Below are 20843 nucleotides of genomic sequence, written 5' to 3' on the forward strand. Positions count from 1 at the left end.
GGAGGAAGACCGATGCTGGAGCTTAGGCCAAATTGCGAATGCTGCGACAAGGATCTGCCGCCGGAGGCCACGGATGCGCTGATATGCACCTTCGAATGCACCTTCTGCGCCGACTGCGTGGACAATGTGCTGGGTGGTGCCTGCCCGAATTGCGGCGGCAATTTCGCGCCGCGGCCGATCCGGCCGGCAGGCAAGCTGACGAATATCCGCCGTCGACCAGGCGCGTGCTCAAGGCCGAAGGCTGCGGCCCGCGCAAGGCCGCTTAACCAGGTCAATTGGAAAGGGCAGAAAGATGATCCCCGCCTCGACGAAACGAACCACACTTGCCGCGATCCTTTTCCTGGCGGCCGCCATGCCGGCTGAAGCCCATGTCGGCGCAGGCTCCACCTCTTCTTTTGCCGCCGGTTTCGTGCATCCGCTGTCCGGCCTCGACCACATGACGGCCATGGTGGCCGTCGGCCTGTGGGCGGCGATGAGGGCGGAAAGGCGCTCTGGGCCTGGCCGCTGGCCTTCCTCGGCGTGATGCTGGCCGGCGGCGCGCTCGGCATGCTGCATGTGCCGGTGCCTTTCGTCGAGCCGGGCATCCTCGCTTCCGTCGTGGCGTTCGGCCTGCTGGTGGCGCTGGCGATCGACCTGCCGGTCTCGGCCGGGGTCGCCATCATCGGCCTGTTCGCTCTGTTCCACGGTCACGCCCATGGCGCCGAGGTGCCTGAAAACGCTGCCGGCCTCGATTATATGGCTGGCTTTGCCGCCGCCACCGCGCTGCTCCACGGTGTCGGCATGGCAGCCGGCCTTCGGCTTGGGTGGCGCTTCCGCGGCCTGGCGCGCGCCGCCGGCGCCGCTTGCGCGACGATCGGCGTCGGCCTTTCCGTCGGCATGGTGTGAGGGCGCGATGATCCCCGGTGAAGTTATTGCGGCCAAAGGCGAGATCGACCTCAACAAGGGCCGGCCGACCGTCACCCTCAAGGTCGCCAACAGCGGCGACCGGCCGATCCAGGTCGGCAGTCATTATCATTTCTTCGAGACCAATGAGGGCCTGAAATTCGACCGCGAGCGCGCGCGCGGCATGCGGCTGGACATTGCCGCTGGCACCGCTATGCGCTTCGAGCCGGGCCAGGAACGCGACGTCACGCTGGTGCCGCTGGGGGGAAAACGCGAGGTCTATGGCTTCCAGCGGAAGGTGATGGGCAAGCTGTGAGGTCCGCCGCCGCGCTCAGATCACTTCGGAGGCCATCACTTCGGGGGCTTGGCTGCCGCGTAGATGACGACCTTCCCCGGATTGTCGAACTCCACGGCGAGCACGTCCTCGGCCTGCACGCGCCGGGAATCGATCGCGTTGAAGAGCAGGGCGTTCGCCTCGATCTCCTGGCGCAGCTCGGCGACATCGTCCTGATGCTGCTTCATTTTGTTCTCGATGGCCGGCGGCGGCCCGCCTTCGCTGCGCGCCGCATCGGTCAGGAACACGATGTCGACCCTGTCGAGCTTGGTGGTCTTGCGCACCGTGCCGATATTGTCGCGGGTCCGGTCGATGGCGGTGATGACTTTTCCGGCCTCCGTCCTGGAGAGCGCCTCTTCCTGGCGGACATCGGAATCGACGATCGCGGCGGCAGGCTTGTCGCTGCCCAGCGGCTGCGCAGCGGACGCGGCATGGGGCGCGGCGACCGCGAAAAGCGCGGCAACAACCACGGAACTCCATCTTGCAAAACGCCGGCCATTCGCCATCGCTCGCTCCTGACTGACCTCGTGGCGGGGCGAAAACAGCGAAACGGTCCGGCCTGGCCGCAGGTTCCCTTCGAAAGCCTGGCGGCGGACCGCGAGGCGGCCCGCATTCCCTTCAAAATATGGTTGGCGGACCACATGGCGGCCCGCCTGGGCGCGCGATCAGCTCGCCTTCTTGGTGATCAGCGTCAGTGCGCCATTGGGCTGCATGCTGGCGGCAATCACCTGCGCCGAGCTCATGCCCTTGGCTTCGAGCGCGGATTTCACCTTGGGCGTCGCGTCGATCGACTTGCGCAAGGTCTGCAGGCCGGCGTCGCCGCGCTGCGCCACGATCTGGTTGACCTGCGTCTGCGCATCCTTGGGCAGTTCGGTGATGTCGACGACGTTGACGCTCTGGATCGCCGGCGCCGCGGACTGGGCTTTCGGCGCGGCGGGGGCGGTCGGTGCCGGGCTGGGCGTCGGCTGCTGCTGGGCGCCGGCAGCTCCCGCCATCAACAAGGTGGCGGCTGCGGCGACAAGTATCGCGTTGCGCATGGATATTCCTTCCATCGGATTGGGAGTGATTCCGCCCGCCTTAACGGCCCGATGGGAACGCTGAAATGGGCGCTCAAAGTGTCGGCGAGCGGGTCATTGCGTGACCATTGGGTGGCGACAATGTGTGCCCCACGCACAAACAATTGGAATTTCGGGAGCGATTGCTGATGGCCAGGATAAGCCGCGCCGCCTATGCGCAGATGTATGGACCGACGGTCGGCGACAAGGTGCGGCTTGCCGACACCGAGCTGTTCATCGAGGTCGAGAAGGACCTCACCGTCTATGGCGAGGAAGTGAAATTCGGCGGCGGCAAGGTTATCCGCGATGGCATGGGCCAGAGCCAGGTGACGCGGGCAGAGGGCGCCGTCGACACCGTCATCACCAATGCGCTGGTTGTCGACGCGCTTGCCGGCATCTTCAAGGCCGATATTGGCCTGAAGGATGGCCGTATCGCCGCGATCGGCAAGGCCGGCAATCCGGACACGCAGGATGGCGTCACCATCATCATCGGTCCGGGCACCGAAATCATCGCCGGCGAGGGCAAGATCCTCACCGCCGGCGGCTTCGATGCGCATATCCACTTCATCTGCCCGCAGCAGATCGAGGAAGCGCTGATGAGCGGCATCACCACCATGCTCGGCGGCGGCACCGGCCCGGCGCATGGCACCTTGGCCACCACCTGCACGCCCGGCCCCTGGCATATGGCGCGCATGATTCAGTCCTTCGACGCCTTCCCGATGAATATCGGCCTGTCGGGCAAGGGCAATGCGTCAAAGCCGGCGGCGCTGGAAGAGATGGTGCTGGCCGGCGCCTGCTCGCTGAAGCTGCATGAGGATTGGGGCACGACGCCGGCCGCCATCGATTGCTGCCTGTCGGTCGCCGACGCCTATGACGTGCAGGTGATGATCCACACCGACACGCTGAACGAATCGGGCTTCGTCGAGAACACGGTGGCGGCGATCAAGGGCCGCACCATCCATGCCTTCCACACCGAAGGGGCGGGCGGTGGCCACGCGCCCGACATCATCAAGGTCTGCGGCCTGCCCAACGTCATCCCGTCCTCCACCAACCCGACCAGGCCCTACACGGTCAACACGCTGGCCGAGCATCTCGACATGCTGATGGTCTGCCATCATCTGTCGCCGTCGATCCCCGAGGACATCGCCTTCGCCGAAAGCCGCATCCGCAAGGAGACGATCGCGGCGGAGGACATCCTGCACGACATCGGCGCCTTCTCGATCATCTCCTCGGACAGCCAGGCCATGGGCCGGGTCGGCGAGGTGGCGATCCGCTGCTGGCAGACCGCCGACAAGATGAAGCGCCAGCGCGGCGCGCTGCCCGACGAAACCGGCGACAACGACAATTTCCGCGTCCGCCGCTACATCGCCAAATACACGATCAATCCGGCCATCGCGCACGGCCTGTCGAAGGAGATCGGCTCGATCACCGTCGGCAAGCGCGCCGATCTCGTGCTGTGGAATCCGGCCTTTTTCGGCGTCAAGCCGGAGATGGTGCTGGTCGGCGGCTCGATAGCCGCTGCCCCCATGGGTGATCCGAACGCCTCGATCCCGACGCCGCAGCCGATGCACTATCGGCCGATGTTCGGCGCCTATGGCAAGGCGCTGACCAACTCCTCGGTGACCTTCGTCTCGAAGGCGGCGCTTGACGCCGGCCTGCAGGGCAGGCTTGGCGTCGACAAGGCGATGGTCGCGGTCGAGAACACACGCGGCGGCATCGGCAAGCATTCCATGGTGCTCAACGACGCCACGCCGCATGTCGAGGTCGATCCCGAAACATACGAAGTGCGGGCCGACGGCGAGCTCTTGACCTGTGAGCCGGCCACCGTGCTGCCGATGGCGCAGCGGTATTTTCTGTTTTGACGGGCGGCTGGTCCGATTGACGGCCAAATGGCGTTGCGGCTCGCGCGCGCAGATCGCAATATGCTGCAGAGCAGCAGCATTGTGATCGGGCATGGCCACCGAAATCGCCTCGCAGCACGACATCTTCCCGCATATCCGCATCGTCATGGGCATGGTGATCGGCCTCGGAGTCACCCGCCTGCTTTCGGGAACTGCCCGCATCGTCCAGCATCCCGGCCAATACCGGCTCTATGCGGTGCATCTCGCCTGGGTCGCCTCGGTGCTGTTGATGCTGGTGCATTTCTGGTGGTGGGAGTTCGGCCTCTACGCCATCGAGAACTGGACCTTCGGCAAATATCTTTTCATCATCTTCTACGCCATTACGCTGTTCCTGCTCTGCGCGCTGCTGTTTCCGCATTCGATGCTCGATTACACCAGCTACGAGGACTATTTCTATTCGCGCCGCGCCTGGTTCTTCGGCCTGCTCGGCTTCACCTATCTGCTTGATGTGATCGATACGCTGCTCAAGGGTCCGGAGCATTTCGCCCGCTTCGGCAACGAATATCTGATCCGCACGCCGGTCTTCGTGGCGCTGTGCATCGTCGCGATCCTGGTGCGCGACAAGCGCTTCCACATCGCTTTCGTCGCGGCCGCGCTGATCTATCAGATATCGTTCATCCTGCGGCTGTTCGACACCATCGTCTGAGCGTTCGCGATGCGGTAGGGTTCTCGGAAAGGCAAGGGTTCAACCATGTACAAGGCTGTCGGATCGCGCGGCTCCCGCGTCAGCCGGGTGCTCTGGATGCTCGAGGAGCTCGGGCAGCCCTACGCGTTCGTCGAGGTCAAGCTGCGCTCGCCGGAAGCCTACGCGCTCAACCCTTCAGGCAAGGTGCCGATCCTGATCGACGACGACCTGAAAATCACGGATTCGGCGGCGATCTGCGTCTATCTGGCCGATAAGCATGCTGACAAGGGCATGGGCGCCAATCCGGGTGTCGCCGGGCGCGCCGAGATGGATTCATGGATGCATTTCGCCCAGAGTGAGTTGGAAGCCCCGCTATGGAACAAGCTGCGCCACCGCTTCCTGCTGCCGAAGGATGTTCGGGTCGATGTCGGCCCGGCTGCGGCGTATGATTTCGCATCCGAAATAAAGGCGCTGGATCGCCGGCTTGGCGACAAGCCCTATGCCTTGGGCGATCGCTTCTCGGCCGTTGACGTCTTGCTCGGCGATATGGGCGGCTGGGCTCGTGCCGGCCGCTTCCCGATCGAATCCGACCGGGTGAATGCCTATTTCGACCGTGTCCTCGGGCGCCCTGCACGCGCCCGCGCCCAAGCCAATGGCGGAGCCATGAAATGAAGCTCAACATCACCACCGATTTCACCAAGTTTCCACGCGCTATCTCGGTGCTTGTCGCCGGTGATCCCGGATTGACGACGCCCTATGACAAGGCCGTGCTGCCGCATGACGAGCGCCATCTGCGCCGCCGCGCCATCGAGACGGCGGCCGGCGACAAGGTGCTGGTCGACCTGCCTGAACCGGTGGCGTTGAACGATGGCGACCGGCTGGTGCTGGAAGACGGCCGCCAGCTCGAAATCGTCGCAGCACCCGAAGAGGTCTACGACATCCGCGCCCGCGACGCCGTTCATCTCACCGAGCTCGCCTGGCACATCGGCAACCGCCACCTCGCGGCGGCGATCGAGCCGGACCGCATCCTCATCCTGCGCGACCATGTCATCAAGGCGATGCTCGAAGGCCTCGGCGCCAAGGTGCATGAGGTTTCGCAGCCGTTCAGCCCCGTGCGCGGCGCCTATTCAGGGCATGGCCACGATCACGGCCATTCGCATGATCACGATCATGACCACCATGGCCACGATCACGGGCACGCGCATGACCATCATGATCATGACCATGGGCACGATCATCACGATCACGACCATCATCATCACGGCCACCACCATCACCATGACTGAGCAGCTTTCCACCGTCGCGCTGCTGCGGCTGATGGCCTGGCTGTCGCCGGCCTTTCCGGTCGGCGGCTTCTCCTACAGCCACGGGCTCGAGCGCGCCGTGCATGACGGGCTGATCGCAAATCGCGACGATCTCGCCGGCTGGCTGGAAACGTTGGTGGAGGTTGGCTCGGGCTGGAACGACGCCGTGCTCTTCGCCGAAAGCTGGCGCCGTGCGCCCGATGATGGCGGCGACCTGGCGGAAGTCGCAGCACTTGCCGAGGCTCTTGCCGGCTCGCGGGAGCGTCATATGGAGACAATGCTCCAAGGCGCGGCCTTCCTCAAAGCGGTATCTGCCTGGCCGTCCCCGGTGCTTGAACGGTTGCCGGCCGACTGCCCCTATTGCGTTGCGGTCGGCGCCGTTGCCGGCAGCAGCGGCATCGGCCTTTCGGATGCGCTTTCCGCCTTCCTGCAGGCTTTCTTCTCCAATCTTGCGCAAGCGGCGATCAGGCTCGGTGTCGTCGGCCAGGTCGATGCCGTCGCATTGTTAGCCGGCTTTGAACCTCTGGCGCTGTCGGTTGCGTCGCGCGCCGCCGCTTCCAGCCTGGACGATCTGGGCGGCTCGGCCTTCATGTCCGACATAGCGGCGATGCAGCACGAAACGCAATATTCCAGGCTGTTCCGCTCATGACCGTCCTTGCCGTCACCCTCTCCTTCGTGCTGCTCCTGATCACCACGCTGCATGTCTATTGGGGCATAGGCGGCATCTGGCCGGGTACGGACCAGGCGTCATGCGCCCGCGCCGTCGTCGGCTTCCACGGCGTCGATGAGATGCCGTCGTCCTTCGCGAGTTTCGCCGTCGCCGCTTGCCTCGCGCTCGCGACGCTCTGGCCGCTGGCGCTGGCCGGTGTCTTTTCGACGCCCTTTCCAAGGGAAGGCCTGGCTGCCACGGCATTGATGATCGGCCTCGTCTTCCTCGGCCGCGGCATTGCCGGCTTCACGCCTTGGTGGCGCAGGCTGGCGCCCGAACAGCCTTTCGCGCGGCTCGACCAAAGCCTCTATTCGCCGCTCTGCCTGTTGATCGGGCTGGGCTTTGTCGTTCTCGCTATCACGGAGTTTCCGGCATGACCTCGAAAAACGGTCCTCTTCGCATCGGCATTGGCGGCCCCGTCGGCTCCGGCAAGACGACGCTCACCGAAAAGCTCTGCAAGGCGTTGCGCGACGACTTCTCCATCGCCGTCGTCACCAACGACATCTACACCAAGGAGGACGCGATGATGCTCGCGCGGCTGCAGGCATTGCCGGAGGAGCGCATCGTCGGCGTCGAGACCGGCGGCTGTCCGCACACCGCCATCCGCGAGGATGCCTCGATCAATCTGCGGGCGATCGCCGAGCTGAACAAGAAATTCCCCGACCTCGACATCATCTTCATCGAATCCGGTGGCGACAATCTCGCCGCCACCTTCTCGCCAGACCTTGCCGACCTGACGCTCTATGTCATCTCGGTCTGCCAGGGCGAGGAGATACCGAGGAAGGGCGGCCCGGCCATCACCCGCTCGGATTTCCTCATCATCAACAAGAGCGATCTGGCGCCCTATGTGAACGTCAACCTCGACGTGATGGAGAGCGATGCCGGCCGCATGCGCGGCAAGAGGCCCTTCGGCTTCACCGATCTGTCGCGCGGCAAGGGCTTGCAGGACGTGATCGACTTCATCGTCGAGCAGGGTGGGCTGCAGTCGGCGCGCCCGGCGGCTTGATCCGCTGAGCCATCGATTATCGGTTGCTGGCAGCGGCGTCGCACGGCATTCTCGTCCAAACAGGAGGATTTTCGATGAGCCTTGCCCGCCTGCACAAGGAACCGCTGAGCAACCTGCCCTATTACGAGGAGCGGGTCGATCTCGCCGCCGCCTTCCGCTGGACCGCGCGGCTCAACATGCATGAGGCGGTGGCCAATCACTTCTCACTGTCCGTCAACGAGGACGGCACGAAGTTTCTGATGAACCCGAACCAGGTGCATTTCTCGCGCATCAAGGCGAGCGACTTGCTCCTGATCGATGCCAACGATCCCGACACGCTCTCCGGCCCCGACGCGCCGGACCCGACCGCCTGGGGCCTGCACGGCGCCATCCATCGCAACGTCCCGCATGCGCGCTGCGCCATGCATGTCCATTCGATCCACGCCACGGTGCTTGCCTCGCTCGCCGATTCGACGTTGCCGCCGGTCGACCAGAACTCGGCCATGTTCTTCAACCGCCATGTCGTCGACGCCAATTATGGCGGGCTGGCCTTCGAGGAGGAGGGCGAGCGTTGCTCTCAGCTTCTCACCGACCCCAAGGTCAAGGTGATGGTCATGGGCAATCATGGCGTCATGGTCATCGGCGACACGGTCGCCGACACCTTCAACCGCATGTTCTACTTCGAGCGCGCCGCCGAGACTTACATCAAGGCGCTGTGGACCGGGCGCCCGCTGCGCACGCTCTCCGACGAGATCGCCGAGAAGACCGCGCGCGAGATGGACGACTACCCCGGCCAGGCCGAGCGCCATCTGGCCGAGCTGAAAGCGATCCTGGACGAGGAAGAGCCGGTTTATCGGAATTGAGCGGCCTTTCCTTCTCCCCGTTTTACGGGGAGAAGGTGGTCCGAAGGACCGGATGAGGGGCAGCACCGACCTTCGGGTTAAAGCCCCAACTGCGCCCGCAATTCCTCGGCGCTGTTGATCACAATCGCGCCGGCCGGGCCGTCCATCGGCGCCTCCGGCCAGAAGAGCGTCTTCATGCCGGCAGCCAGTCCGGCCATGGCGCCCGTCAGGCTGTCGTCGACGGCGAAAGCATCCGCCGGGTCGACGCCGGCGAGATAAGCGGCGCGCAGGAAGGGTTCGGGAAGCGGCTTGCCGTCGATCACATCGTTGCGGCTGACCGTCATCATGCCCGGATAGGTGAGGCCGACGGCCCGCAGATTGGCATCGACGATCAGCCGGTCGGAATTGGACACCACCGCCTGCTCTACGCCGAGCGCGCGCAATTCGTTGAACACCTCGATCGCGCCGGGGCGTGGCTTCAGCGTTTCCGCCAGCGGCAGGTAGTGATCGTATTTGCGCACGATCCAGTCGTCGAAAGGCAGGTCGAGGCCGAATTCGTCGCGCAGCATCTCGTAGACCGGCCATGCGGCGATGCCCAGCACGCGCTCATGCAGGTCGTGCGGCGGGGCGATGCCGACGCTGCGCAGCGCCGCCACAAGGGCTGCCTCATGCAAGGGCTCGCTGTCGACCAGCGTTCCGTCCATATCCCAGAAAACGGCTTTCGGCGTCATGCGCGGCTCCTTCGCCGATCCCCTTAATCGGTTTCCCGCCGGAGATAAACCGTCCCGCCGGCAAATGGTTCGGGGCGTGACGGCAGATCTTCGGGAGGCCTGTGGGGCGCCCAAGCAATTGCTCTTTCGATAGACAATTGCGCGCCGGCATATTCGCTGTAAGCTATGGCGCCCGTTTCAGCGTTCTTGCGGGCGGGGAGGCAGGACGTGAGTTTGCGACAGGAAACCGGCAGCACCAGGTTGGACGATGCCGCGCGCGCCGGCTGGCTTTATTATGTTGCCGGCAACACGCAGGACCAGATCGCCGCCAAGCTCGGCATCTCCAGGCAGACGGCGCAGCGGCTGGTGTCGCTGGCGATGTCCGAAGGGCTGATCAAGGTGCGCGTCGATCACCCGATCGCCAACTGCCTCGACCTAGCCGCCCGACTGAAATCGCGTTTCGCGCTCGATCTTGTCGAAGTGGTGCCGAGCGATCCGGCGTCGAACTCGACGACGATCGGCATCGCCGAGGCGGCAGCGGCCGAGATCGAGCGCCGGCTGCGCTCGGAAGCCCCCATCGTCATGGCGATCGGCACCGGGCGCACGCTGAAGGCGGCGATCGAGCAGCTGCCGCCGATGGACTGCCCGCAGCACAAGGTCGTGTCCCTGACCGGCAACATCTCGCCCGACGGCTCGGCCGCCTTCTACAACGTCATCTTCACCATGGCCGACCGCGTCAAGGCGCGGTCCTTCCCGATGCCGCTGCCGGTCATCGCCTCCTCGCCAGAAGAGCGCGAGATGCTGCTCAACCAGCCGATGATCCAGCCGACGCTGGCGCTGGCCGCGGAAGCCGACGTCACCTTCGTCGGCATCGGCGATCTCGGGCCCAAGGCGCCGCTCTACGAGGACGGCTTCATTTCCGAAAGCGAGCTGAAGGCGCTGCAGAAAGCCGGCGGCATCGCCGAGATCGTCGGTTGGGTGTTCGACCGCGAAGGCCGCATGATCGAAGGGATCACCAACGACCGCGTGTCGTCCGCCGCGCTGCCGTCGCGGGAAAAATCGCTGGTCATCGCCTTGGCCATGGGCGACCGCAAGCTGCCGGGCATTTTGGCCGCCGTCAACCGCCGGCTGGTCAATGGCCTCATCACCGACGAACGGACGGCCGAAACCCTGCTTGCCGGCTGATGGCCATAAAAGAAGCCGGCTATTGCGAGGGTCCGCGCGGATCATTGCCGTCGAGAAAACCCATGTCGCGCTGCAGATGCTCGGATAGTTCCCGAACATCGATGTAGCCGCGCCTGCGGCCCGAAAACTTTGCAAATTCCCGTACCAGCATGAAAAACCAGCCGCGTGCGGGGGTGGAAACGAGTTTTTCCTGTACCGTGACCATGATCGTCAGCCTTGAACTGGATTGATCGTTGATCCCAAATATCGGTCTGGCTGGTTCGTGCTTCCAATTAAACCTCGATCATGACCCATAAGGAGGCCTTATGCCCGATCTGACCCCTCCGCAGCTTGCGCCGCTGCCGCCGCTGCAGGCGATCCGGGTGTTCGAAGCGGTGGCAAGGCACCTGTCCTTCACCAAGGCGGCGCAGGAATTGGGCATGACCCAGGCGGCCGCGAGCTACCAGATCAAGCTGCTGGAGGAACGCATCGGCGCGCCGCTGTTCCTGCGCCGGCCGAAGCAGATCGAGTTGACCGGACCCGGCCAGCGCCTGGCGCCTGCCGTCAGCGAAGCCTTTTCCATCCTGGGTCAGGCTTATGCCGCGGCGCGCGGCGGCGCCGACGGACTGCTTTGCGTCACCACCGTGCTGACCTTCGCCTCGAACTGGCTGGCCCAGCATCTGGGCTCATTCCAGATCGCTCATCCAGCACTCGCCGTGCGGCTCGACACGTCGAGCCGCCTGACCGATTTCGCGCGCGAGGATGTCGATATCGCCATCCGCTCCGGCGGCGGCAAGTGGCCGGGCCTGGAAGCGCATAAGCTGCTTGATGCCGATTTCACCCCCATGCTGAGCCCCAAGCTCGCGGCGAGCATAGGCGGCGTCAAGGAGCCGGCCGACCTGTTGCGCCTGCCGATCCTCGACCCCGGCGACGTCTGGTGGTCGCAATGGTTCGAGGCCGCCGGTGTGACCGGCCATGATCTCGCCAAGCGGCCGGGTTCTAGCATGGGCGCGCAGGCCTATGAGGCGAATGCGGCGATGGCGGGCCATGGCGTGGCGATCCTGACCAGGGCGCTGTTCAAGAACGAGATCGCCGACGGCCGTCTGATCCAGCCCTTCGATCTCGTCGGCGATGACGGCCATGCCTATTGGCTGGTCTATCCGACGGCGCGTCGCAATGTGCCGAAGATCCGCGCCTTCCGTGACTGGATCCTCGCCGAGATCGCCTGCGCGTAAGCCGACTGCTCTCAGCCTTCCTCGCCAAGATCCTGGCCGCGTCGCCGGGTCGGGGTTCACGTTTCTGCTGCGCTGCAGCATCGATTCCGCCTTGACATAAATCACACCAAGTGAGTAATTGCTCAAAGCCAAGGCAAATGCTCATCTTGGTTTATGGGAGGAATTTGATGAAACTTCGCACGCTCACCCTGGGCCTGTTGTCGGCCAGCGCTCTCGCTTTCGCTGCGCATGCCGAATCCATCACCATCGCCACCGTCAACAATGGCGACATGGTCCGCATGCAGAAGCTGACGGACGACTTCACCAAGGCCAACCCCGACATCCAGCTCAACTGGGTCACGCTTGAAGAGAATGTGCTGCGCGAGCGCGTGACCACCGACATCGCCACCAAGGGCGGCCAGTACGACGTCATGACCATCGGCACCTACGAGGTTCCGATCTGGGCCAAGCAGAGCTGGCTGCTGCCGCTCGACAAGCTCGGCGACGACTATGACGTCAAGGACATCATCCCGGCCATCGCCGGCGGCCTGTCGGTCGACGGCAAGCTCTATGCCGCGCCCTTCTACGGCGAAAGCTCCTTCGTCATGTACCGCAAGGACCTGATGGAGAAGGCGGGCCTGAAGATGCCCGACGCGCCGACCTGGGAATTCATCAAGCAGGCCGCCGACAAGATGACCGACCGCGCCAATGGCGTGAACGGTGTCTGCCTGCGCGGCAAGGCCGGCTGGGGCGAGAACATGGCCTTCCTCACCGCCATGTCGAACTCCTTCGGCGCCCGCTGGTTCGACGAGAACTGGAAGCCGCAGTTCGATCAGCCCGAGTGGAAGAACACGCTGCAGTTCTATGTCGACCTGATGAAGGCCGACGGTCCGGAAGGCGCTTCGTCAAACGGCTTCAACGAGAACCTGGCGCTGTTCCAGCAGGGCAAGTGCGGCATGTGGATCGACGCCACCGTCGCGGCGTCCTTCGTCTCCGATCCGAAGGCCTCGCAGGTCGCCGACAAGGTCGGCTATGCGCTGGCGCCCGACAACGGCCTAGGCAAGCGCGGCAATTGGCTGTGGGCCTGGTCGCTGGCGATCCCCGCCGGCACCCAGAAGGCCGATGCCGCCGAGAAGTTCGTCTCCTGGGCAACCAGCAAGCACTATGCCGAGCTGGTCGCCTCGAAGGAAGGCTGGGCCAATGTTCCGCCTGGAACGCGCTCCTCGCTCTACGCCAATCCGGAGTACCAGAAGGCGGCGCCCTTCGCGAAGATGACGCTGGACTCAATCAACGCCGCCGACCCGACGCATCCGACCGTCAAGCCGGTGCCCTATGTCGGCGTGCAGTTCGTCGCCATTCCTGAATTCCAGGGTCTCGGCACCACCGTCGGCCAGCTCTTCTCGGCCGCCCTTGCCGGCCAGTCGAGCGTCGACGACGCCCTCAAGCAGGCCCAGGACGCAGCCACCGCGGCGATGACCGAAGGCGGCTACATCAAGTAAGGCTCCTCCCGGTGCCGAACGCCGGTCGCGCATCATGGCCGGCAAGGGGCCGCCCGAAACCCAGTTCGGGCGGCCACCCTTCAAAACCGGGAAGATTCTGGGCGCAACTCTGAAAATCCGGCTGACTTTGGGAGGGTGACCGTCATGGCTACTCAGCAAACCCGTTCGCTTGCCCGCTTCATGATGGCGCCATCGGTGATCCTGCTGTTCGTCTGGATGATCGTGCCGCTGCTGTTCACGCTCTGGTTCTCGTTTCAGCAATACAATCCGCTGAACCCGATGCGTGACGGCTTCGTCGGCTTCTCCAACTACGCGCTGTTCTATTCCAACCCGGCCTTCCTCTATTCGATCCTCAACACGCTCACCATCGTCGTCAGCGTGCTGGTCATCACGGTGGTCGGCGGCATCCTTCTGGCGATGCTGCTCGATCAGCCGATCTGGGGCCAGGGCATCGTGCGCATCCTGGTCATCTCGCCGTTCTTCGTCATGCCGCCGGTCGCGGCACTTGTCTGGAAGAACATGATCATGCACCCGCAATACGGCGTCTTCGCCGACATTGCGCGCTTCTTCGGCGCCCAGCCGATCGACTGGTTCGGCCAGCACCCGCTGACCGCCGTCATCCTGATCGTCGCCTGGCAGTGGCTGCCCTTCGCCACGCTGATCCTGCTCACCTCCTTGCAGTCGCTCGACGGCGAGCAGAAGGAGGCGGCCGAGATGGACGGCGCCGGCTTCGTGAGCCGCTTCATCTACCTGACACTGCCGCACATGTCGCGCGCCATCACCGTCGTCATCCTGATCCAGACGATCTTCCTGCTCTCGATCTATGCCGAGATCCTGGTCACCACCAATGGCGGCCCGGGCTACGCCTCCACCAACCTGCCCTTCCTCGTCTACCAGAAGGCGCTCCTGGAGTTCAAAATCGGCCAGGCATCCGCCGGTGGCGTGATCGCCGTCATTCTCGCCAACATCGTTGCCTTCTTCGCCATGCGCGCCGTCGGCAAGAACCTGGACAAGTGAGGGAGGACCCGACATGGCCCGCGCAGTCACCACCCAGCACAAGACCATCGCCACGGCCGCGGCCTGGATCGTCGCCCTGCTGATCTTCTTTCCGATCCTCTACACGATCATCACCTCGTTCAAGTCGGAGCAGGAGGCGATCCAGGGCTTCAACCTCATCCCGTCCGGGACCTTCGAGAGTTACTCGGAGGTCCAGCAGCAGAGCGGCTACTTCAAGTTCTTCTTCAATTCGGTGCTGCTCTCGGTCGGCTCGACCATCCTCGCGCTCATCGTCGCCGTCCCGGCGGCCTGGTCGATGGCGTTTTCGCCGAGCAAGCGCACCAAGGACATCCTGATGTGGATGCTGTCGACCAAGATGATGCCGGCGGTCGCGGTGCTGTTCCCGATCTACCTGATCTTCCGCGACACCGGCCTGCTCGACAGCCGCATCGGCCTTACCGTGATGCTGATGCTGATCAACCTGCCGATCGTGGTCTGGATGCTCTACACCTATTTCCGCGAGATCCCAGGCGAGATCCTGGAAGCGGCGCGCATGGACGGCGCCTCGCTGTGGAACGAGATCATCTATGTGCTGACGCCGATGGCCGTTCCCGGCATTGCCTCGACCATGCTCTTGAACATCATCCTCGCCTGGAACGAAGCGTTCTGGACCATCCGGCTCACCACCACCAACGCGGCGCCGCTGACCGCCTTCATCAGCTCCTTCTCCAGTCCGCAAGGCCTGTTCTGGGCCAAGCTCTCAGCGGCCTCGACGCTGGCTATCGCGCCGATCCTGATCATGGGCTGGTTCAGCCAGAAGCAGCTGGTGCGCGGCCTGACCTTTGGTGCCGTGAAGTAGAACGCCCACGCGGCGGACGACCAAGACCATCCCCGGGAGGAAACCATGGGAAACATCACGCTCAAGAACGTCTCCAAGTCCTTCGGGTCGACGACGATCATTCCGAACATCGACCTCAACATCGAGGACGGCGAGTTCGTGGTGTTCGTCGGCCCCTCGGGTTGCGGCAAGTCCACGCTGCTCAGGCTGATCGCCGGGCTGGAGGACACCAGCGGCGGCACGATCTCGATCGATGGCCGCGACGTCACCCGCGAGGCTCCGGCCAAGCGCAAGCTCGCCATGGTGTTCCAGTCCTACGCGCTCTACCCGCATATGACGGTCGCCAAGAACATCGCCTTCCCACTGAAGATGGCCGGCGAGGACCAGGCGACGATCGATAAGAAGGTGAAGGACGCCGCGCGAGTCTTGAACCTCACCAATTATCTCGAGCGCCGCCCGGGTCAGCTCTCCGGCGGCCAGCGCCAGCGCGTCGCCATCGGCCGCGCCATCGTGCGCCAGCCCTCGGCCTTCCTATTCGACGAGCCGCTGTCCAACCTCGACGCCGCGCTTCGCGGCACCATGCGGCTGGAGATCAGCGAGCTGCATCAGCAGCTGAAGACGACGATGATCTACGTCACCCACGACCAGGTCGAGGCCATGACCATGGCCGACAAGATCGTCGTGCTCAACGCCGGCAACATCGAGCAGGTCGGTTCGCCGATGGAGCTCTACAAGACGCCGAAGAACCTCTTCGTCGCCGGCTTCATCGGCTCGCCCAAGATGAACATGATCGAAGGCGAGCCAGCGGAGAAATACGGCGCCAAGACCATCGGCATCCGGCCCGAACATCTCAACATCTCGACCTCGTCCGGCGACTGGAAGGCGACGGTCGGCGTCGCCGAGCATCTCGGCTCCGACACCTTCCTGCATGTCCAGGCGGACGGCATCGGCACCATCAACGTCCGCGCCGACGGCGAGGTCGCGGTCAAGCATGGCGACACCGTCTACCTGACCCCCGACAAGACCAAGCTCCACCGCTTCAGCGCCGACGGCAAGGCGCTGGCCGCGTGAGGACGGGACAGTGAGGCTGAAAGGCAAATCGGCGCTGATCACCGGATCGGCGCGCGGCATCGGCAGGGCCTTCGCCGAAGCCTATGCGCGCGAGGGCGCGACGGTGGCGATTGCCGATATCGACCTCGACGCGGCGCAAGCGACGGCGAAAGCGATCGGCTCCGCTGCTTACGCGATCCGGCTCGACGTCACCGACCAGTCCTCGATCGAGGCGGCGGTGAACGCTGTCGAGGCGAAGACCGGCGGGCTCGACGTGCTGATCAACAACGCGGCGATCTTCGACCTGGCGCCGATCGTCGAGATCACCAGGGCGAGCTACGACGAGCAGTTCGCGGTCAACGTCGCCGGCACGCTGTTCATGCTGCAGGCCGCCGCCCGCTCGATGATCGCGCGCGGACGGGGCGGCAGGATCATCAACATGGCAAGCCAGGCAGGCCGGCGCGGCGAGCCGCTGGTCGCGGTCTATTGCGCCACCAAGGCCGCTGTCATCTCGCTGACGCAATCGGCGGGGCTCGACCTCATCAAGCACCGCATCAACGTCAACGGCATCGCGCCGGGCGTCGTCGACAGCGACATGTGGGACCAGGTCGACGCGCTCTTCGCCAAATATGAGAACCGGCCGAAGGGCGAGAAGAAGCGCCTGGTCGGCGAAGGCGTGCCTTACGGCCGCATGGGCAAGCCCGAGGACCTCGCCGGCATGGCCGTGTTCCTCGCCAGCGACGAGGCCGACTACATCGTCGCCCAGACCTACAATGTCGACGGCGGTCAATGGATGAGCTGACGGGATGAGTTGAGGGGGAGGCGCTTCTCTCTTTTCCTCCGGAGCAAGCGTCGCGGGGCAGGTGAGGGGCAGCATGCTGGAACACCAGATGTTGCCCCTCATCCTCGCTCTCCTCAGGAGGCGTAAACAGTCGGGCTGCAGATCGGCCAAAGGGTAAAATGAGATGACCGTGAAACTCTCTTCCTCGAACCTCGCCAGCCTGCCGGCCAAGGTCGCCGGTCCGAAATATGACCGCTCGGCCCTGAAGGCCGGCATCGTCCATTTCGGCGTCGGCAATTTCCACCGCTCGCACCAGGCTGTCTATCTCGACGACCTGTTCGCCACCGGCGAAGGCCATGACTGGGCTCTGATCGGCGCCGGCGTGTTCGAGGGCGAGAAGATCGGCCGCTCCAAGCTGCACGAACAGGACTGGCTGACCACAGTGGTCGAGCAGGACCGGGGCCATATGAGCGCCCGCGTCACCGGCGCCATGATCGATTTCCTGACGCCTGGCGATGCGGCCGCGATCATCGAGCGGCTTGCCGATCCGGCGATCAAGATCGTCTCGCTGACCATCACCGAGGGCGGCTATTTCATCGACCCGGCCTCCGGCAAGTTCAACCCCGCCCATCCCGATATCGTCGCCGACGCGCAGCCGGGCGCCGTGCCGAAAACCGTCTTCGGCATCATCCTTGCCGGCCTGCTGCGCCGGCGCGCCGACGGCATCGTGCCCTTCACCGTCATGTCCTGCGACAACATCCCCCATAACGGCCACGTCACCTCAGACGGCGTCATCGGCCTTGCCCGGCTGATCGACGAGGACCTGGCGACATGGGTCGAGGACAAGGTCGCCTTTCCGAACGGCATGGTCGATCGCATCACGCCGGCCACGACCGACCGCGAGCGCCGGATCCTCGCCGACGATTTCGGCCTGGAGGACAATTGGCCGGTGTTCTGCGAGCCGTTCAAGCAATGGGTGCTGGAGGACCATTTCACCGCCGGCCGTCCGGCGCTGGAGAAAGTCGGCGTGCAGTTCGTCAAGGATGTCTCGCCCTACGAGCTGATGAAGATCCGCATCCTCAATGGCGGCCACGCGACAATAGCCTATCCGGCCGGCCTGATGGACATCCATTTCGTTCACGAAGGCATGCAGGAGCCGCTGGTGCGCGCCTTCCTGTCCAAGCTCGAGCATGACGAGATCATTCCGACCGTGCCGCCGGTGCCCGACACCGATCTGGAGGACTACTACCAGCTCATCGAGCGGCGCTTCTCCAATCCCAAGATCGGCGACACCATCCGCCGGCTCTGCCTCGACGGTTCCAACCGCCAGCCGAAATTCATCATCCCGACCATCGCCGACCGGCTGAAGGCGGGCGAAGGCGTCGCCGGCCTCGCGCTGGAATCGGCCTTGTGGTGTCGTTACTGCTTCGGCACCACCGACAGCGGCGCCGTCATCGAGCCCAACGACCCGAGCTGGGGCCGCATGCAGGCCACCGCCAGGGAGGCCAAGGATGACCCCAAGGCCTGGCTGGCGATGGAGGACATCTATGGCGATGTCGGCCGCTCGCCCGTCTTCGCCGAGGCCTTCGCCCATGCCCTGAAGGTGCTGTGGGCGAACGGCGCGCGCGAAACCCTGGCGCGCTATCTCGCCGACAAGCTCTGACGCGTAGCGGAAGCCTGCCCGATGACGCCTGAGCTGGTCATCTTCGACTGTGACGGCGTGCTGGTCGACAGCGAGGCGCTTTCGGTCTCGGCGCTGCTCGGCATGATCGAGCTCGCCGGCGGCACGGTCAGCGAGGACGCCGCCTACGAGCATTTCCTGGGCAAGAGCATGAAAAGCGTGCGCGAGATCCTCGGCCAAGAGTTCGGGCTGGAGATCAGCGACCAGCATCTGACCGCCATGCGCGTCGACCTGATGCGCAAGTTCCGCGAGGAATTGAAGCCGATCCCCGGCATCAAGGAGGTTCTGCCGAAGCTCGGTCTGCCTTGCTGCGTCGCCTCGTCCGGCACGCTGGAACGCATCCGCTACGCGCTCGACGTCACCGGCCTGCTGCCGCTGCTGGAGCCGCATATCTTCAGCGCCACCATGGTCAAGCGCGGCAAGCCGGCGCCCGACCTTTTCCTCCATGCCGCTGCCTCCATGCGGGCGCATCCACGCAATTGCCTGGTCGTCGAGGACAGCCCGGCAGGCGTTGCCGCGGCGCGCGCGGCGGGCATGCGCGTCCTTGCCTTCACGGGCGGCTCGCATGCCGGAAATCCCGGCTTGAAAGCCCGGCTTGCGTCAACCGAACCGGACTCTATATTCGCTGACATGCTGCAATTGCCCGATCTGATTGCAGGCCTGGGAGCGAGAGTAAAAGCATCTTGACGAAGAGTTTCGTTTGCGCGGTCGATGTCGGCACCGGGAGCGCTCGCGCGGGCATTCTCGACGCGCGCGGCAACCTGCTTGCCCGTGCCGATCATCCGATCGCCATGCATCAGCCCAAGCCCGATCATGCCGAGCACGATTCGGAGGACATCTGGTCGGCGGTGTGCAAATCGGTGCGGTCCGCCCTCGAGAAATCCGGCGTTGCCGCCGGCGATATCGCCGGCATCTCCTTCGACGCCACCTGCTCGCTGGTCGCGCGCGACAGGCAAGGCGACCAGATCAGCGTCTCGGTCACCGGCGAGAAGCGTTGGGACACAGTCGTCTGGCTCGATCACCGCGCCATCGCCGAGGCTGATGAATGCACGGCAAGCGGCCATGCCGTGCTCGACTATATCGGCGGGGTGATGTCGCCGGAGATGGCGACGCCGAAGCTGATGTGGCTGAAGCGTCATCTGCCTAAGACGTGGAACGAAGCCGGCTATCTGTTCGACCTCGCCGATTTCCTGACCTGGAAGGCATCAGGCTCGCTCGCCCGCTCGCAATGCACGCTGACGGCCAAATGGACCTATCTCGCGCATGAGGAAGAAAGCTGGCGGCGCGACTTCTTCGAGCTCGTCGGCCTCGGCGATCTTTTCGAGCACGGCAATCTGCCGGAAAAGGCGAGCCCGGTCGGCACGGATATCGGTCCGCTGACGGCGAAGGCCGCCGCCGAGCTCGGCCTGACTGAAAAATGCCGGGTCGGCGCCGGCGTCATCGATGCCTATGCCGGCGCGCTGGGTGTCCTGGGCGGCTTTGCCGGCGACGAGAAGAACATCAGCCGGCACCTGGCGCTGATCGCCGGCACATCGTCCTGCGTCATGGCGATGTCGCATGACCCGCAGCCCTTTGCCGGCGTCTGGGGCCCGTATTACGGCGCCGCATTGCCGACGCTGTGGCTGTCGGAAGGCGGCCAGTCGGCCACCGGCGCGTTGCTTGACCACATCATCCGCTGGCTTGGCGCGGGCGGCGAGCCGGACGCGGCCATGCATATGAAGATCGCCAGGCGCGTCGCCGAATTGCGCGCCGAGGAGGGCGATGCGCTGGCGGCCAGGCTGCATGTGCTGCCGGATTTCCATGGCAACCGCTCGCCGCTCGCGGACCCGCACGCCGTCGGCGTCATCAGCGGCCTGACGCTCGATTCCTCCTTCGACAGCCTGTGCAAGCTCTATTGGCGCACCGCGGTTGGCATCGCGCTCGGCGTGCGCCATGTGCTGGAGGCGTTGAACGAGAACGGCTACCTGATCGACACGCTGCACGTTACCGGCGGCCACACCAAGAACCCGCTGTTGATGGAGCTCTATGCCGACGCCACCGGCTGCACGGTGGTCGAGCCGCTGGCCGACGAGGCGGTGCTGCTCGGCACCGGCATGGTGGCGGCGACGGCCGCCGGCCTCTATCCCGATCTCAACGCCGCCTGCGTCGCCATGCAGCAGGGCGGCAAGACGCGCGCGCCCAACAAGGAAGCCGGCGCCCGCTTCGATCGCGACTACCGCATCTTCCTCGAAATGCACCGCCAGCGGCAGATGCTCGACGCGATCAGCTGACCT

At 64.7% G+C, this 20843-nt stretch carries 23 protein-coding genes and 2 pseudogenes; 21 read left to right on the forward strand and 4 right to left on the reverse strand.

The annotated features are described in order from the left end of the window. Positions 1-12 precede the first annotated feature (12 nt). From EJ068_RS17265 to EJ068_RS17275, 3 genes and pseudogenes are all read left to right on the forward strand, one after another. Positions 13-266, forward strand: a pseudogene (locus EJ068_RS17265) (DUF1272 domain-containing protein). A 26-nt stretch (positions 267-292) separates the two neighbouring features. Next, positions 293-885, forward strand: a pseudogene (locus EJ068_RS17270) (HupE/UreJ family protein). 7 nt (positions 886-892) lie between these two features. Further along, positions 893-1198, forward strand: coding sequence for an urease subunit beta (locus EJ068_RS17275; protein WP_127251642.1), 306 nt, complete (start codon positions 893-895; stop codon positions 1196-1198). 35 nt (positions 1199-1233) lie between these two features. On the opposite strand, the gene EJ068_RS17280 is transcribed toward EJ068_RS17275, so the two are convergent. After that, entirely contained in the window at positions 1234-1722 is a 489-nt protein-coding gene (locus EJ068_RS17280; RefSeq protein WP_126080011.1) for a hypothetical protein, read from the reverse strand. 159 nt (positions 1723-1881) lie between these two features. Beyond that, on the reverse strand, positions 1882-2253 hold the full coding sequence (locus EJ068_RS17285; protein ID WP_127251643.1) for a hypothetical protein: 372 nt from the start codon (positions 2251-2253) through the stop codon (positions 1882-1884). 164 nt (positions 2254-2417) lie between these two features. Here EJ068_RS17285 and ureC point away from each other — a divergent pair, with 164 nt between their 5' ends. The 8 genes from ureC to EJ068_RS17325 all read left to right on the forward strand — a co-directional run bounded on the left by ureC (position 2418) and on the right by EJ068_RS17325 (position 8658). Beyond that, positions 2418-4133, forward strand: coding sequence for an urease subunit alpha (gene ureC, locus EJ068_RS17290; RefSeq protein ID WP_189439053.1), 1716 nt, complete (start codon positions 2418-2420; stop codon positions 4131-4133). A 91-nt stretch (positions 4134-4224) separates the two neighbouring features. Then, positions 4225-4818 carry a hypothetical protein gene (locus EJ068_RS17295; RefSeq protein WP_129554671.1) on the forward strand — a complete coding sequence of 198 codons (594 nt, stop codon included), beginning with the start codon at positions 4225-4227 and terminating at the stop codon, positions 4816-4818. A gap of 45 nt (positions 4819-4863) precedes the next feature. Beyond that, complete coding sequence (locus tag EJ068_RS17300) at positions 4864-5469, forward strand: glutathione S-transferase family protein (protein WP_127251646.1); 606 nt, start codon at positions 4864-4866, stop codon at positions 5467-5469. Continuing rightward, entirely contained in the window at positions 5466-6083 is a 618-nt protein-coding gene (gene ureE, locus EJ068_RS17305; protein ID WP_127251647.1) for an urease accessory protein UreE, read from the forward strand. The genes EJ068_RS17300 and ureE overlap by 4 nt, the downstream gene beginning before the upstream one ends. Then, complete coding sequence (locus EJ068_RS17310; protein ID WP_348527560.1) at positions 6076-6750, forward strand: urease accessory protein UreF; 675 nt, start codon at positions 6076-6078, stop codon at positions 6748-6750. Before ureE ends, EJ068_RS17310 begins: the two co-directional genes overlap by 8 nt. After that, a complete protein-coding gene (locus EJ068_RS17315; RefSeq protein WP_127251648.1) occupies positions 6747-7187 on the forward strand; it encodes a DUF3995 domain-containing protein in 441 nt (146 codons plus the stop codon). Before EJ068_RS17310 ends, EJ068_RS17315 begins: the two co-directional genes overlap by 4 nt. Further along, the gene (gene ureG / locus EJ068_RS17320) at positions 7184-7816 is read left to right on the forward strand and encodes an urease accessory protein UreG (protein ID WP_042637471.1); all 633 of its coding nucleotides are present in this window, start codon (positions 7184-7186) and stop codon (positions 7814-7816) included. The genes EJ068_RS17315 and ureG overlap by 4 nt, the downstream gene beginning before the upstream one ends. 74 nt (positions 7817-7890) lie before the next feature. Continuing rightward, positions 7891-8658 carry a class II aldolase and adducin N-terminal domain-containing protein gene (locus EJ068_RS17325; RefSeq protein WP_127251649.1) on the forward strand — a complete coding sequence of 256 codons (768 nt, stop codon included), beginning with the start codon at positions 7891-7893 and terminating at the stop codon, positions 8656-8658. 77 nt (positions 8659-8735) lie between these two features. Here the strand turns inward: EJ068_RS17325 and EJ068_RS17330 are convergent, their stop codons facing one another. Beyond that, positions 8736-9368 carry an HAD family phosphatase gene (locus tag EJ068_RS17330; RefSeq protein WP_127251650.1) on the reverse strand — a complete coding sequence of 211 codons (633 nt, stop codon included), beginning with the start codon at positions 9366-9368 and terminating at the stop codon, positions 8736-8738. Positions 9369-9575: 207 nt separating this feature from the next. Here EJ068_RS17330 and EJ068_RS17335 point away from each other — a divergent pair, with 207 nt between their 5' ends. After that, on the forward strand, positions 9576-10532 hold the full coding sequence (locus EJ068_RS17335) for a sugar-binding transcriptional regulator (protein WP_126080002.1): 957 nt from the start codon (positions 9576-9578) through the stop codon (positions 10530-10532). A gap of 19 nt (positions 10533-10551) precedes the next feature. On the opposite strand, the gene EJ068_RS17340 is transcribed toward EJ068_RS17335, so the two are convergent. Continuing rightward, positions 10552-10737 carry a hypothetical protein gene (locus tag EJ068_RS17340; RefSeq protein ID WP_126080001.1) on the reverse strand — a complete coding sequence of 62 codons (186 nt, stop codon included), beginning with the start codon at positions 10735-10737 and terminating at the stop codon, positions 10552-10554. Between the two features lie 100 nt (positions 10738-10837). Here EJ068_RS17340 and EJ068_RS17345 point away from each other — a divergent pair, with 100 nt between their 5' ends. The 9 genes from EJ068_RS17345 (at position 10838) to EJ068_RS17385 (ending at position 20840) form a co-directional block, all read left to right on the forward strand. Then, the gene (locus EJ068_RS17345; RefSeq protein WP_126080000.1) at positions 10838-11746 is read left to right on the forward strand and encodes a LysR substrate-binding domain-containing protein; all 909 of its coding nucleotides are present in this window, start codon (positions 10838-10840) and stop codon (positions 11744-11746) included. Positions 11747-11913: 167 nt separating this feature from the next. Then, positions 11914-13224: a sugar ABC transporter substrate-binding protein gene (locus EJ068_RS17350; protein ID WP_042637462.1), complete on the forward strand. Its 1311-nt coding sequence runs from the start codon at positions 11914-11916 to the stop codon at positions 13222-13224. A gap of 144 nt (positions 13225-13368) precedes the next feature. Further along, positions 13369-14241, forward strand: a complete 873-nt coding sequence (locus EJ068_RS17355; RefSeq protein ID WP_126079999.1) for a sugar ABC transporter permease — start codon at positions 13369-13371, stop codon at positions 14239-14241. Positions 14242-14254: 13 nt separating this feature from the next. After that, complete coding sequence (locus EJ068_RS17360) at positions 14255-15079, forward strand: carbohydrate ABC transporter permease (protein ID WP_126079998.1); 825 nt, start codon at positions 14255-14257, stop codon at positions 15077-15079. Between the two features lie 45 nt (positions 15080-15124). After that, positions 15125-16129 carry an ABC transporter ATP-binding protein gene (locus tag EJ068_RS17365; RefSeq protein WP_127251651.1) on the forward strand — a complete coding sequence of 335 codons (1005 nt, stop codon included), beginning with the start codon at positions 15125-15127 and terminating at the stop codon, positions 16127-16129. Between the two features lie 10 nt (positions 16130-16139). Then, positions 16140-16910 carry an L-iditol 2-dehydrogenase gene (locus tag EJ068_RS17370; protein ID WP_127251652.1) on the forward strand — a complete coding sequence of 257 codons (771 nt, stop codon included), beginning with the start codon at positions 16140-16142 and terminating at the stop codon, positions 16908-16910. A gap of 163 nt (positions 16911-17073) precedes the next feature. Continuing rightward, positions 17074-18552 carry a mannitol dehydrogenase family protein gene (locus EJ068_RS17375; RefSeq protein ID WP_127251653.1) on the forward strand — a complete coding sequence of 493 codons (1479 nt, stop codon included), beginning with the start codon at positions 17074-17076 and terminating at the stop codon, positions 18550-18552. Positions 18553-18573: 21 nt separating this feature from the next. Beyond that, positions 18574-19257, forward strand: a complete 684-nt coding sequence (locus EJ068_RS17380) for an HAD family hydrolase (protein ID WP_126063232.1) — start codon at positions 18574-18576, stop codon at positions 19255-19257. Next, the gene (locus tag EJ068_RS17385; RefSeq protein WP_127251654.1) at positions 19254-20840 is read left to right on the forward strand and encodes an FGGY-family carbohydrate kinase; all 1587 of its coding nucleotides are present in this window, start codon (positions 19254-19256) and stop codon (positions 20838-20840) included. The genes EJ068_RS17380 and EJ068_RS17385 overlap by 4 nt, the downstream gene beginning before the upstream one ends. Positions 20841-20843 lie beyond the last annotated feature (3 nt).

The sequence above is a fragment of the Mesorhizobium sp. M2A.F.Ca.ET.043.02.1.1 genome, from assembly GCF_003952405.1.
Taxonomy (GTDB): Bacteria; Pseudomonadota; Alphaproteobacteria; order Rhizobiales; family Rhizobiaceae; genus Mesorhizobium.

What these genes read in the sequence shown, in the direction of transcription:
- EJ068_RS17275 (WP_127251642.1), top strand. Translation starts at nt 893, where the DNA reads ATGATCCCCGGTGAAGTTATTGCGGCCAAAGGCGAGATCGACCTCAAC.
- EJ068_RS17280 (WP_126080011.1), bottom strand. Translation starts at nt 1,722, where the DNA reads ATGGCGAATGGCCGGCGTTTTGCAAGATGGAGTTCCGTGGTTGTTGCC.
- EJ068_RS17285 (WP_127251643.1), bottom strand. Translation starts at nt 2,253, where the DNA reads ATGCGCAACGCGATACTTGTCGCCGCAGCCGCCACCTTGTTGATGGCG.
- EJ068_RS17295 (WP_129554671.1), top strand. Translation starts at nt 4,225, where the DNA reads ATGGCCACCGAAATCGCCTCGCAGCACGACATCTTCCCGCATATCCGC.
- EJ068_RS17300 (WP_127251646.1), top strand. Translation starts at nt 4,864, where the DNA reads ATGTACAAGGCTGTCGGATCGCGCGGCTCCCGCGTCAGCCGGGTGCTC.
- ureE (WP_127251647.1), top strand. Translation starts at nt 5,466, where the DNA reads ATGAAGCTCAACATCACCACCGATTTCACCAAGTTTCCACGCGCTATC.
- EJ068_RS17310 (WP_348527560.1), top strand. Translation starts at nt 6,076, where the DNA reads ATGACTGAGCAGCTTTCCACCGTCGCGCTGCTGCGGCTGATGGCCTGG.
- EJ068_RS17315 (WP_127251648.1), top strand. Translation starts at nt 6,747, where the DNA reads ATGACCGTCCTTGCCGTCACCCTCTCCTTCGTGCTGCTCCTGATCACC.
- ureG (WP_042637471.1), top strand. Translation starts at nt 7,184, where the DNA reads ATGACCTCGAAAAACGGTCCTCTTCGCATCGGCATTGGCGGCCCCGTC.
- EJ068_RS17325 (WP_127251649.1), top strand. Translation starts at nt 7,891, where the DNA reads ATGAGCCTTGCCCGCCTGCACAAGGAACCGCTGAGCAACCTGCCCTAT.
- EJ068_RS17330 (WP_127251650.1), bottom strand. Translation starts at nt 9,368, where the DNA reads ATGACGCCGAAAGCCGTTTTCTGGGATATGGACGGAACGCTGGTCGAC.
- EJ068_RS17340 (WP_126080001.1), bottom strand. Translation starts at nt 10,737, where the DNA reads ATGGTCACGGTACAGGAAAAACTCGTTTCCACCCCCGCACGCGGCTGG.
- EJ068_RS17345 (WP_126080000.1), top strand. Translation starts at nt 10,838, where the DNA reads ATGCCCGATCTGACCCCTCCGCAGCTTGCGCCGCTGCCGCCGCTGCAG.
- EJ068_RS17350 (WP_042637462.1), top strand. Translation starts at nt 11,914, where the DNA reads ATGAAACTTCGCACGCTCACCCTGGGCCTGTTGTCGGCCAGCGCTCTC.
- EJ068_RS17355 (WP_126079999.1), top strand. Translation starts at nt 13,369, where the DNA reads ATGGCTACTCAGCAAACCCGTTCGCTTGCCCGCTTCATGATGGCGCCA.
- EJ068_RS17360 (WP_126079998.1), top strand. Translation starts at nt 14,255, where the DNA reads ATGGCCCGCGCAGTCACCACCCAGCACAAGACCATCGCCACGGCCGCG.
- EJ068_RS17365 (WP_127251651.1), top strand. Translation starts at nt 15,125, where the DNA reads ATGGGAAACATCACGCTCAAGAACGTCTCCAAGTCCTTCGGGTCGACG.
- EJ068_RS17375 (WP_127251653.1), top strand. Translation starts at nt 17,074, where the DNA reads ATGACCGTGAAACTCTCTTCCTCGAACCTCGCCAGCCTGCCGGCCAAG.
- EJ068_RS17380 (WP_126063232.1), top strand. Translation starts at nt 18,574, where the DNA reads ATGACGCCTGAGCTGGTCATCTTCGACTGTGACGGCGTGCTGGTCGAC.